The sequence below is a fragment of the Variovorax sp. 05L425 genome (assembly GCF_056397705.1).
Genome location: NZ_JBFTNY010000019.1, coordinates 38,859 through 51,315 on the forward strand (window position 1 = coordinate 38,859; position 12,457 = coordinate 51,315).

Below are 12,457 nucleotides of genomic sequence, written 5' to 3' on the forward strand. Positions count from 1 at the left end.
ACAGGAGAAGATCATGGCTGACGTCGTCTTCACTAACGTTCGAATCATCGACGGGACAGGACAGAATCCTTACTCCGGCAGCGTGCTGGTGCGCGGCAATCGCATCCGCCAGGTGGGCCGCAGCACCGCGCCGATCGCGCCGAGCGGTGCGATGGTGGTCGACGCGGCCGGCGCCACGCTGATGCCCGGCATGTGCGAGGCGCATACGCACTTTTCGTGGAACGACGCGGCCACGCTTTCGGCCATCCAGCGCATGCCGCTGGAAGAGCACGTGCTGTGGTGCGCCAAGGTGGCGAGCCGGTATCTGCAGGCGGGGTTCACGTCCTGCGTCGGCGCGGCGTGCGCCAAGCCGCGGCTGGACGTGGTGATCCGCAATGCCATCAATGCGGGCCAGATCCCGGGGCCACGCTATCTGGCCGCCAGCCAGGAGATCACGGTGCCCGGCGGCCTGGGCGACGAGACCTTGCCGCACCTGCCCTTCCCCGAGTTCAGCTTCGGCGTCAATGTCAACTCTGCGGACGACATGCGCAAGGTGGTGCGCATGTTCCTCAAGTACGGCGTCGACTCGATCAAGCTCAACCTCTCGGGCGACAACTTCACGCCCGACTCGCCGGCCGAGACCACCTGGATGAGCGACGCGGAAGTGGATGCGGCCATGACCGAAGTGCGCGTGCGCGGCAAGCGCGGCACGGCACACGCCCGCTCGGCGGCATCGGTCAAGCAGGCATTGCGGCACGGCATCGATGTGATCTACCACGCGAGCTTCACCGACGAGGAGACGCTCGACATGCTCGAGGCCGCGAAGGACCGCGTCTTCGTCGCACCGGGCATCGCGATCCTCTACGCGATGCTGCACGAGGCCGAGGCCTACGGCATCACCTACGAGAAGGCTTCGGCGATGGGTTACCAGATCGAGTGGGATGCCGCACTCGAATCGCTCAAGGCCATGCACCGGCGCGGCGTGCGCATCCTCCCGGGCGGTGATTACGGCTTCGCCTTCACGCCGCATTGCCAGAACGCGCGCGACCTGGAGTTTTTCGTCAAGTACCTCGGCTTCACGCCGATGGAGGCGATCCGCTGCGCCACGCTTTACGGCGGCCAGATCATGATGCGCGGCAACGAACTCGGCACGATCCAGGACGGCTACCTCGCCGACCTGCTGCTGGTGGATGGCGATCCGCTCGCCAATCTTTCGATCCTGCGTGACCCGAAGCGCATCCTGGCCGTGATGAAGGACGGCGAATTCGCCAAGGCGCCGGAGTTCAGCGCGCAACGCCTCTGGGAGCGCGCCGCATGAAACGCAGGCAGTGGGTGCCGTGGCTGGTGTTCGGCGTGCCGATCGCGGTGTTCGCGGTGTGGGCCATCGTGGACAACGCGCCGCTCTTCTTCAAGACGCTGCTCAACGGGCTCACGCTGGCCTCGCTGTACTTCCTCGTCGCGAGCGGCTTCACCCTGGTCTTCGGACTGATGCGCAACGTCAACCTGGCGCACGGCTCGCTCTATCTCGTCGGCGCCTACATCGGCTGGATGGTGGGCGAGCACACGGGCTCCTGGGTGCTCGCGGTGATCGCCGGATTTCTCTCGGCCGCGGTGCTGGGGCTGCTGATGCAGGTGCTGATCTTCCGGCACATGCAGGGGCAGGACCTGCGTCAGACGCTGGTGACGATCGGCCTCTCGATCGTGATGGCGGACATCGCGCTCTGGATATGGGGCGCCGAGATCTACACCTTCGACCCGCCGGCATGGATCTACGGCTCCACCACGCTGCCGCTGGTCAACAAGTTTCCGACCTATCGGCTGATGGTGCTGCTGGCCTCGATCGTGATCGGCATCGGCCTGTGGCTGCTGCTGGCGCGCACGCGCATCGGGATGATGATCCGTGCCGGCGTCGATGACCGCGGGATGCTCGCGGCGTCCGGCGTGAACGTGCAGCGCGTCTTCGCGCTGACCTTCGCCATCGGCGCAGGACTGGCGGGGCTGGCAGGCGTGGTCGGCGGCACGGCGCTGTCGGTCTCGCCGGGCGAGGACACGCGCTACCTCCTCGCCTCGCTGGTGGTGGTGATCGTCGGCGGCATGGGCAGCGTGGTGGGCGCGGCCATCGGCGCGATGCTCATCGGCCTGGCGGAGCAGTTCGGCCTCGCCTATGCGCCGACGTACAGCGTGGTTTTCACCTTCGTGATCATGGTGGTCGCCCTCGCCTTCAAACCGCGCGGGCTGATGGGGAGGAATACATGAGCGCAGTGCCGGGCCGCCCCAAGCAAGCTCGCACCGCAGTGCGAAGCACGGAGGTTTCTCAATGAGCGCCGCACAATGGCGACGAGCCATGAACTCCTCGGCGGCCGCGGCCGGCGCGGCCCGGCGCAGCGGCGAAGCGGGCAGGCTTCATCCGGTTGCGACGACGCCAACATCGACGGCCGGGACGACCGGGTTGCCGTCGCAACGCTGGCGTTCCGCGTGGCGGGCGGTGCATTGGCGGCACGTGGTGGTGCTGGCCTTCGTGCTGATCTATCCCTTCGTCGCTACGCCGTTCTTCACCTACCAGATCGGCGCGCAATCGCTCGCGCTCGGGCTGATCGCCCTGTCGCTCACCTTCCTGGGCGGATACGGCGGCATGGTCTCGCTCGCGCAGATGACGGTCGCGGGCTTCGCGGCCTACATGCTTGCGATCTTCGGCACCAGCAGCAACATCGCCATCAGCCTGGGCTGGCCGTGGTGGCTGGCGCTGGTGGTGGCCGTGGCGCTGGCCACGATCTTCGCGGCGGCGGTCGGCTGGCTTTCGGTGCGCACCGAAGGCATCTACACGATCATGATCACGCTCGCGGTCGGCGTCGCGTTCTTCTATCTGGCGCAGCAGAACTACACGGTGTTCAACGGCTTCCAGGGCTTCAGCAAGCTCGCGGCGCCGACGGTGTTCGGGCTGGACATTCGCGAGCCGGTGCCCTTCTACTTCCTCGTGCTGGCGTGCGCGTTGGCCGGCTACTTCTGGGTGAAGTATCTGATCCGCGCGCCCTTCGGCATCGCGCTGCAAGGCATTCGCGACAACCCACGCCGCATGCAGGCACTGGGCTACAACGTCACCGCGCACCGCGTCGCCGCCTATGCGGTAGCGGGTCTCCTGGCTGCGGTCGGCGGCGTGCTGATGGTCTGGTACAACAACCGCATCTCGCCCGGCACGATCGGCACGGGCGCCATGATCAACATCCTCATCATCGCCGTGCTCGGCGGCATGAAGCATCCTGTCGGCGCCTTCGTCGGCGCGATCGTGTTCGTGCTGCTGCAGAACTTCGCCATCGACCTCGTCGACCGCGAACGCTTCAACCTCGTGATCGGCGGCGTCTTCCTCGCGATCGTCCTGTTTTCCCCCGACGGGCTTCTGGGTTTGTGGCAGAGCCGCACACGCCTGGTGAGCCTTTTCACCCACCGCGGCCGGAGCCGCATTCATCAATGACAACCAGGAGCGAGACATGAGCAAAGGCAGAAGAGTGTTCGGGCGCAGCATCGTGGCCGCGGCGGCGTTGCTTGCGGTGTCCGGGTTCACCTACGCGCAGGAGACCCTGAAGATCGGCCTCCTCGCCACGCTGGAGGGGCCGTTCGCGGCACCCGGGCAGGACAGCATGCGCGGCGCGGACCTCGCGCTCAAGCAGAAGAACGGCATGGCGGGCGGCAAGAAGATCGAGTTCGTGAAGGTCTCTTCCGACGCGACCCCCGACAAGGCCGTGAACGCCACGCGCAAGGCGGTCGAGCAGGACAAGGTCCAGATCATGATCGGCCCGCTGTCGGGCGACGAGGGCATCGCGGTCAAGAACTACGCGAAGACGCAGCCCAACATCACCTTCATCAACGGCTCTTCGGGCGCGCAGGGGGCGACGCTCTCGGACCCGGCACCGAACTTCTACCGCTTCAACACCGAGGGCGCGCAGTGGATGGTAGGCCTCGGCGAGCATGCGCTCTCCAAGGGCTACAAGAAGACCTTCCTGATCGCGGAGGACTACGGATTCCCGTATTCGCAGGTGCAGGGCTTCATGGCCAGCTATTGCGCCAAGGGCGGTAAGGTGATCGACAAGGCCTGGGTGCCGCTGGGCACCAAGGACTACGCCTCCGTCATCGCGAAGATCCCGAAAGATGCCGACGCCCTGCTGGTGGTGCTGGGCGGCTCCGACGCGGTGAATTTCCTCACGCAGTACGAGCAGGCCGGCGGCGACAAGCCGATGATCGGCGGCTCGATCACGGTGGACCAGACGGTCCTCAACTACAAGGGCAAGCGCCGCGAATCGCTGCTGGGCACCGCATCCGCGGGCCCGATGGCCGATTCGATCGACACGCCGGAGTGGAAGAAATTCGTCGCCGACTACAAGGCCAACTTCAAGGACGGCTTCCCGAGCCCGTCGCTCTTCGCCTACCTCTACTACATCAACACCAAGGCGACGCTCGACGCGCTGGATACAGTGAAGGGCGATCTGTCGAACGGCCAGAAGGCCTATCGCGAAGCGCTGCAGAAGACCAACTTCCAGGGCCCGGCGGGCGTGGTGAAGATCGACGCCAACCGCAACGGCGTGGGCACCACCTACATCACCGAAGTGACAAAGGCGCCGGACGGCTCGTTCTACAACAAGGTGGTGAAGACAGTGCCTGACATCTCGCAGACGTTGGGACTGCCGGAGGCCGACTTCAAGAAGATGGGCCTGGGCACTCGCGACGTGCCCGACTGCAGGACTTGAGCCCCGAATGGCCACGATCACCCCTCTCCGATCGGCCGCTTCGCGCGGCGCCGCGAATGCCGGCGCCGGCGCGCAGTTGTTGTCGGGCGATGCCCTGCGGCTCGTCGGGGTGACGCGTGCCTTCGGTGCGCTGCGCGCGGTGGACGACGTGTCGCTCACCGTCGCAGCGGGCGAGAAATACGCCATCCTCGGCTCCAATGGGGCCGGGAAGACGACGCTGTTCAATGCGATCACCGGCGACTTTCCGCCCACCGGCGGTCGCATCCATTTCTTCGGCGAGGACATCACTGACCTTCTGCCGTACGAGCGCATCCGCAAGGGGCTGCGTCGTACGTACCAATCCTCGCTTCTGTTCCGCGAGTTGACGGTGCGCGACAACCTCTTCCTCGCGGTGCGCGGCGTAGCCAACGGGCGCTTCAGCTTTCTGCGGGCGCGCGACGGGCATGCCTCGACCCGTGCGACGCAAGACTTGCTCGAGCGCACGCGACTGACCCATATCGCAGAAGAAAAGGTTGCCAATCTCGCGCACGGGCAACAACGCCAACTCGAAATCGGCATGGCGCTGGCCGGCGCGCCACGGCTGATCCTGTTCGACGAGCCGGCTGCCGGCCTGTCGCCTGGGGAGCGCCGGGAACTCGTCGCGCTGCTGCGCTCGCTGCCGGCGCACATGAGCTTCGTGCTGATCGAGCATGACCTGGAGATCGCCCTGCGCGTGGTCGACCGCGTCACCGTGATGCACAACGGCCGCACGCTGCGCACCGGGAGCCCGGCAGAGATCGAGGGCGACGCCCAGGTGCAGGCCATCTACATGGGGAGCCGTCACTGATGGCCTGGTTCCGCAACAGCCGCGAGAACGACGGCGCCAACACCGTCGGCAACAACGCGCCGGTGCTCGCCATCGACAGTCTCGACGTGTTCTACGGCCACGCCCATGCGCTGCAGAGCGTGAGCCTGACGCTCGAACGCGGCGTGCTCGGCATCGTCGGCCGCAACGGCATGGGCAAGACCACGCTGTGCAACGCGATCACCGGCATGGTGCCTGCGCGTGGAAGCATCCGGCTCGCGGGCGAAGAGATCCTTGGCCTCGCTCCCAACGAAATCACGCGGCGCGGCATCGCCTACGTGCCGCAAGGCCGGCGTGTCTGGCCGTCGCTGTCGGTGGACGAAACATTGCGGCTGGTCGCCAGCCGGCGGCGGGAAGTCGACCGTGTCTACACCATGTTCCCGCGTCTTGCGGAACGACGCGGGCATGGCGGCGCGCAGCTCTCGGGTGGCGAACAGCAGATGCTGGCCATCGGCCGCGCCCTGCTCCTGAATCCGAAGCTGCTGGTGATGGACGAGCCCACCGAAGGGCTGGCGCCGATGATCGTCGAGCAGGTGGCGCAGTCCCTGCGCGACCTCGCCGCAGAAGGCCGCATCGCCGTGCTGCTGATCGAGCAGAACCTCGGCGTCGCCATCTCTGTGGCCGACCGCATCGGCGTGATGGTCAACGGGCGCATCGCGCAGCAGATGCCCGCCGCGCAACTGGCGGCCGACGTCGACATGCAGGAGCGCCTGCTCGGCGTGCGCTCCAACGGCCATGACGAAGAGCCCGCCGAAGGCGTTGGCCAGGCGATGCAAGGCCCCGCCGAAGCCACGCAAGTCTTCACGGTGCGCCGCGCCCATGGCGACGGCACGCCCTCGCTCGACGACCTCGCGCCGCGCACGGTGCGCGGCTTCAACCGCTGGAACGCGGGCGGCACGGCCGCGCCGATCGCCGACATCGAGCGCCAACCGACTGCGCCACCGGCACCGTCCGCCGCATCCGCGACGCCTGCCGCACCGCAGATCTTCGATTTCCCGGTCGCCGCCAGCAGCGTGCGCGCGGCCTATGTCGCCGGCACCTTCGACACCAAGGGGCGCGAGCTGTTCTTCCTGCGGCAATGCCTGGAGCGGCTCGGCCTGCGCGTCGTCACGGTCGATCTGTCGACGTCCGGCAAGCCATCGCCCGCCAGCGTGCATCCGCGAGAGGTCGCGCGCCACCATCCGCAGGGCGAGTCGGCGGTCTTCAGCGGTGACCGCGGCAACGCGACGGCTGCGATGGCTCTCGCCTTCGAGGCTTTCGTGCCAGCGCGTCGCGACCTCGGCGGGATCATTTCCGCGGGCGGATCCGGCGGCACTTCGATGGCAACGCAAGGCATGCGCGCGTTGCCCATCGGCGTGCCCAAGGTGATGATCTCGACCATGGCCAGCGGCGACACGCGCCCCTACGTGGGCCCGAGCGACATCTGCATGATGTATTCGGTCACGGACGTGCAGGGCATCAACCGCATCAGCGAGCGCGTGCTCGCCAACGCGGCGAACGCGCTGGCCGGAATGATCGCTCACCCGCCCATCGTCTCGACCGACGGCAAGCCGGCGGTCGGCCTCACGATGTTCGGCGTCACCACGCCCTGCGTGCAGATGCTGACAAAGCGGCTGGAAGACAGCTACGACTGCCTCGTCTTCCACGCCACCGGCGTCGGCGGGCAGTCGATGGAAAAGCTCGCCGACTCCGGTCTGCTGGCCGGCGTCGTCGACGTCACGACCACCGAGATCGCCGACGAAATCGTCGGCGGCGTGCTCTCCGCCGGCCCGACGCGCATGGATGTCTTCGCGCGCCACGCCCTGCCTTACGTGGGCTCCTGCGGCGCGCTCGATATGGTGAACTTCGGCGCCTGGGACACCGTGCCCGAGCGCTTCCGCGCCCGCAAGCTGTACAAACACAACACCACGGTGACGCTGATGCGTACCACGCCGGACGAATGCCGCGCGATCGGCGAATTCATCGCGGCCAAGCTCAACGCGATGCGCGGTCCAGTGCGCTTCCTCATTCCCGAAGGCGGCGTTTCGGCGATCGACCGGGCCGGCCAACCCTTCCACGACCCCGAAGCCGACCGCGCGCTGTTCGTCGCGATCGAGCAAGGATTCCGCACCGGCGCCGACCGCAAGCTCCTGCGGCTGCCGCTGCACATCAACGACGAGGCCTTTGCCGATGCGCTGGCCGGCGCGTGGCACGAGGTGTCGCATCCGACCACCAGCGCGCTGCGCGCCTGAATCCAGGAGCACCCCCCATGCCACGCATCGACCGCTCCACGCTCCTGCAACGCCTGCGCGCCAAGATCGCCGCCGGCCGGCCGATCATTGGCGGCGGCGCCGGCACCGGGCTTTCGGCCAAATGCGAGGAAGCCGGGGGCATTGACCTGATCGTGATCTACAACTCCGGTCGCTACCGCATGGCCGGTCGCGGCTCGCTCGCCGGCCTGCTCGCCTACGGCAACGCGAACGAGATCGTCTGCGAGATGGCGCGCGAAGTGCTGCCGGTGGTCAAGCAAACGCCCGTGCTCGCGGGCGTGAACGGCACCGACCCGTTCATGATCCCGGACGAGTTCCTGCGGCGACTGATTTCGCTCGGCTTCTCGGGCATCCAGAACTTCCCGACCGTCGGCCTGATCGACGGCACCTTCCGCGCCAACCTCGAGGAAACCGGCATGGGCTACGGACTGGAGGTGGAACTGGTCGAGCGGGCCCGCGCGCTCGATCTGCTGACGACGCCCTACGTCTTCAGCGAAAGCGATGCACGCGCGATGGCCAAGGCCGGCGCCGACATCGTGGTCTGCCACATGGGCCTGACCACCGGCGGCGCGATCGGCGCCGAGACCGCGCTCACGCTCGATGGCTGCGTGGCGCACATCAACGAGTGGAGCGCCGCAGTGAAGTCCGTGAAGCCCGACGCCATCGTGCTGTGCCACGGCGGCCCCATCGCCACGCCGAACGATGCGCGCTATGTGCTCACGCGCTGCCCGGACTGCCACGGCTTCTACGGCGCCAGCTCGATGGAGCGGCTGCCTGCGGAAACGGCGCTCACCGAGACGACGCGCCGCTTCGTCCAGATCACACGAGATACGCAATAGAGGAGACGACTTCCATGTCAGGTGCTCAATTCGGCAACTTCATCCTCGGCCTCATCGTGGTCGCGATCATCGTCGCGCTCGCGGTCTGGCTGCTGCACTGGCTCTATCTGCGAAGCTCCAAGGAACGGGCCTTCGTGCGCACGGGGCTGGGCGGGCAGAAGGTGGTGCTCGATGGCGGCGCTTTCGTGCTGCCCATCGTGCATGACGTGATTCCCGTCAACATGAACACGCTGCGGCTCGAAGTCAGCCGCGGCCGCGACAAGGCGCTCATCACCAAGGACCGCATGCGCGTCGACGTGATCGCCGAGTTCTACGTGCGCGTGGCGGCCAAGCCTGAAGCCGTCGCGGCCGCCGCCCAGACGCTCGGCCTGCGCACCATGGAGCCCGATCAACTCAAGGAACTGGTCGAAGGCAAGTTCGTCGATGCGCTGCGCACCGCCGCGGCCGAGATGACGATGGAAGAACTCCACGAGAAGCGTGGCGCCTATGTGAAGCGCGTGCGCGAATCGGTGGCTGAAGACCTGACGAAGAACGGGCTCGAACTCGAAGCTGCATCGCTCACGCAGCTCGACCAGACCGGCATGGAATTCTTCAATCCGAGCAACGCCTTCGACGCCGAAGGTCTGACGCGCCTGACCGAGCAGATCGAGCATCGCAAGAAGCAGCGCAACGACGTCGAACAGGACACGCTCATCGCGATCCGCAACAAGAACCTGGAGGCTGAAAAGCTTTCGCTCGAGATCGACCGCGTCGGCGAGCATGCCCGCCTGGCACAGCAGCGCGAAGTAGAGATCGCCCGCGCGCGTCAACGCGCGGAGCTCACCGTCGAGCGCGCGCAGCGCGAACAGGATGCCGAAAGCGCGCAGATCACGGCCAAGCAAAGCATCGACGCAGCGCGCATCCGCTCCGAGCAGACCATCGAGCAGGAACGCATCGCCAAGGAGCGCGCAATCCAGGGTGCCGAGATCGAGCGCCGCCTGTCGCTCGAACTCGCCGAGCAGCAACGCGCCATCGCCATCGCGCGCGAGAGCAAGGCGCAGAGCGAGGCCCAGGCCGAAGCCGAAAACGCACGCGCGCAAGCCGTCTCCGCAGAAGAAAGGGTGTTCACCGCCCGCGAGGTCGAAATGGCCGAGCGCAAGAAGGCGATCGAATTGATCGGCGCTGCACAGGCCGCCGAGCGCGACGCGCTGCGCCTGACCACCGCAGCGCAAGCCGAGAAGGACGCGAGCGCCGACCGTGGCGCCGCCGTGCGCGCCCAGGCCGAAGCCGATGCCGATGCCGACAAGATCAAGTCGATGGCGATGCGCGTGCGCGCCGAGATCGAGGCTGAGGCGATGCGCATGATGAACGAAGCGCACAACATGCTGTCGCCCGAAGCGCGCATGTCCGCGCTGCGAATGAAGCTGGTCGAGAAGGCCGAGGCGATCATCCGCGAGTCGGTGAAGCCGATGGAGCGCATCGAGGGCATCAAGATCCTGCACGTGGATGGGCTCGGCGGTTCGTCGGGCGGCGGTGAACGCAATGGCGACGGCGGCGGCTTTGCGGACGGGCTGGTGAATTCGGCGCTGCGCTTCCGCGCGCAGGCGCCGCTGGTCGACCAGTTGCTGCGCGAGATCGGCATCGAGGGCGGCGACATCCAGCGCCTTGTCGGCGACGTCAGCGGCGCACGGGCCGCGCTTCCGTCGGTGCCGGCCAAGGACAGGGAATAGCGCATGGTGCAGATCTACGTGTCGAGCGTCATCGACGCCAGCGCGGACAGCGTCTGGTCGCGCATTCGCGATTTCAACGGCCTGCCGCTGTGGCACCCGGGCATCGCGGACTGCCGGATCGAGAACAGCCAGCCTGCCGATCGTGTCGGCTGCATCCGGCACCTCCACACGCGTGACGGCGGCGCCGTTCGCGAGCGACTGCTGGCGCTTTCCGACTACGAATACAGCTGCACTTACGAGATCCTCGAAAGCCCGATGGGCGTGTCGAACTACATCGCCACGCTCAAGCTCACGCCGGTGACGGATGGCGCGCGGTGCTTCGCCGAATGGAGTGCCGAGTTCGAATGCGACGAAGGTCGCGAGCGGGAACTGACTGAGACGATCGGCAACGGCGTTTTCCAGGGCGGGTTCGATGCGCTGAAACGGCATTTTGGAACGAGCCGCTGAGATGAAGCTCACCCCCAGCCTCGCCCACTTCGTGTGGCTCGGACACCCCCTCTCCGGGGGCAACCCCAGCGGCCCGGCAAAGCCGGTTCCGCGGGGTTCCTGGCTTTGGCCGCGCCGGTCGCATGCGTCGTGGGTCGCACCAAGCGCGGCGGATTGCTGAGATGCTTCAACGCGTGGTTCGCTCGACCATCATCGACGCGCCCATCGAGCGCGTATGGGCCGTGCTGCGCGACTTCAACAGCCATGCCGACTGGCACGACGTGGTGGAGGCGAGCCGCATCGAAGCGCAGGAGCGCAGCGACCAAGTGGGCTGCGTGCGCAGCTTCACGCTGCGCGACGGCAACCGCATCCGCGAGCAATTGCTGACGCTGTCGGACGCCGAACACAAGAGCACCTACTGCATCGTCGAAGCGACCGTGCCGCTGCAGCGGTACGTGTCCACGCTGACGCTCAAGCGCGTGACCGACGGCAACCGCACCTTCTGGCATTGGACATCGAACTTCTCGACGCCGCCGGGCATGGAACGCGAACTGAGCGACATGGTCGCAGAGGACGTCTACGAAGCCGGCTTCGAGAACCTGCGCCGCCATCTGCGCCAGGGCGGCGACCTGCGGCCGACCGGCGGCGCGCCGATGCCGACGGCCCTGCCGCTTCCCACGCGCCGTGTCGCCGTCGAGCGCTATGGCGGTCCGGAGGTGCTGCGCACGCAAGCCAGCGAAGTGGCGGCGCCGCGCGCGGGCGAGATTCGCATCCAGCAGCGCGCCGTCGGCGTGAACTTCCTCGATGTGTACCTGCGGCGCGGCTGGATACCGGGTCTCATGCCGGTTTCATCCGGCGCGCCCGGCGTGCCGGGCATGGAGGCCGCGGGCAGCGTGCTCGACACCGGACCGCAGGTGACGGGCTTCCTGCCCGGCGATCGCGTCGCCTATCTCGGGCCCGTGCCAGGCGCCTACTGCGGCGTGCGCTGCGTGCCTGCTGATTGGGCAGTGCGGCTGCCGGCCGCGATCGAAGACGAAGTTGCCGCCGCACTGCTTCTCAAAGGCATCACGGCCGACTACCTGCTTCACGACCTGGGCCACGTGCAGAGGGGCACTCGGCTGCTGGTGCATGCGGCTGCCGGCGGCGTCGGATTGCTCGTCTGCGCCTGGGCGCGCCGTCTGGGTGCGACCGTGTTGGGCACCGTGTCGAGCGAAGAGAAAGCCCGCATCGCGCGCGAGCACGGCTGCGAGCACGTGATCGTGACGCGCGACTATCGCTTTGCCGATGCGGTGCAACGCGCCTGCGGTGGTGCCGACGTGGTGATCGACGGCCTGGGCGATGCCGCGCGCGACGAGAACCTTGCTGCACTCGCGCGGCGCGGCCACTGGATCAGCCTCGGCCAGGCCAGCGGGCCGCTGTCTCCGCTGCCACCCGATGCGCTGGTCGCCAAGTCGCTGAGCTTTTCGCGGCCGGTGGTGTTCGACTACGTCGCCACCAACGACCAACTCGCGCGGCGCGCGCAGCGTGTCTGGAGCGCGCTGGCCGACGGCACGATCAAACTGCCGCCGATCGAGCGCTTCGGTCTGGACGCTGCGGCCGATGCACATGCGCGGCTCGAATCGCGCAGCACCACCGGCGCGCTCGTGCTGCTGCCCTGAATCCACCTGCAAGG

Annotated in this window: 10 protein-coding genes and 1 pseudogene; all 11 read left to right on the forward strand. The window is 67.3% G+C overall.

Translation table 11 applies throughout. The features are described 5' to 3' along the window. Positions 1–13 precede the first annotated feature (13 nt). Complete coding sequence (locus AC1DN9_RS21010) at positions 14–1,297, forward strand: metal-dependent hydrolase family protein (RefSeq protein ID WP_478103437.1); 1,284 nt, start codon at positions 14–16, stop codon at positions 1,295–1,297. Beyond that, positions 1,294–2,235, forward strand: coding sequence for a branched-chain amino acid ABC transporter permease (locus AC1DN9_RS21015; RefSeq protein WP_478103438.1), 942 nt, complete (start codon positions 1,294–1,296; stop codon positions 2,233–2,235). Before AC1DN9_RS21010 ends, AC1DN9_RS21015 begins: the two co-directional genes overlap by 4 nt. A gap of 61 nt (positions 2,236–2,296) precedes the next feature. Next, the gene (locus tag AC1DN9_RS21020) at positions 2,297–3,448 is read left to right on the forward strand and encodes a branched-chain amino acid ABC transporter permease (RefSeq protein WP_478103440.1); all 1,152 of its coding nucleotides are present in this window, start codon (positions 2,297–2,299) and stop codon (positions 3,446–3,448) included. A gap of 16 nt (positions 3,449–3,464) precedes the next feature. After that, positions 3,465–4,718, forward strand: coding sequence for an ABC transporter substrate-binding protein (locus tag AC1DN9_RS21025; protein WP_478103441.1), 1,254 nt, complete (start codon positions 3,465–3,467; stop codon positions 4,716–4,718). Positions 4,719–4,725: 7 nt separating this feature from the next. Next, on the forward strand, positions 4,726–5,544 hold the full coding sequence (locus AC1DN9_RS21030) for an ABC transporter ATP-binding protein (protein ID WP_478103442.1): 819 nt from the start codon (positions 4,726–4,728) through the stop codon (positions 5,542–5,544). After that, a pseudogene (locus AC1DN9_RS21035) lies at positions 5,544–6,053 on the forward strand (ABC transporter ATP-binding protein); the annotation flags it as partial. The gene AC1DN9_RS21030 and the pseudogene AC1DN9_RS21035, both read left to right, overlap by 1 nt. 522 nt (positions 6,054–6,575) lie before the next feature. Continuing rightward, entirely contained in the window at positions 6,576–7,793 is a 1,218-nt protein-coding gene (locus AC1DN9_RS21040) for a Tm-1-like ATP-binding domain-containing protein (protein ID WP_478103544.1), read from the forward strand. A gap of 17 nt (positions 7,794–7,810) precedes the next feature. Continuing rightward, on the forward strand, positions 7,811–8,650 hold the full coding sequence (locus AC1DN9_RS21045) for a phosphoenolpyruvate hydrolase family protein (RefSeq protein ID WP_478103444.1): 840 nt from the start codon (positions 7,811–7,813) through the stop codon (positions 8,648–8,650). Positions 8,651–8,664: 14 nt separating this feature from the next. Beyond that, positions 8,665–10,359 (forward strand): flotillin family protein, encoded by a 1,695-nt coding sequence (locus AC1DN9_RS21050; RefSeq protein WP_478103445.1) that lies wholly within the window; start codon positions 8,665–8,667, stop codon positions 10,357–10,359. A 3-nt stretch (positions 10,360–10,362) separates the two neighbouring features. Further along, entirely contained in the window at positions 10,363–10,806 is a 444-nt protein-coding gene (locus tag AC1DN9_RS21055; RefSeq protein ID WP_478103446.1) for an SRPBCC family protein, read from the forward strand. Between the two features lie 161 nt (positions 10,807–10,967). Then, positions 10,968–12,443: an SRPBCC family protein gene (locus AC1DN9_RS21060; RefSeq protein WP_478103447.1), complete on the forward strand. Its 1,476-nt coding sequence runs from the start codon at positions 10,968–10,970 to the stop codon at positions 12,441–12,443. Positions 12,444–12,457 lie beyond the last annotated feature (14 nt).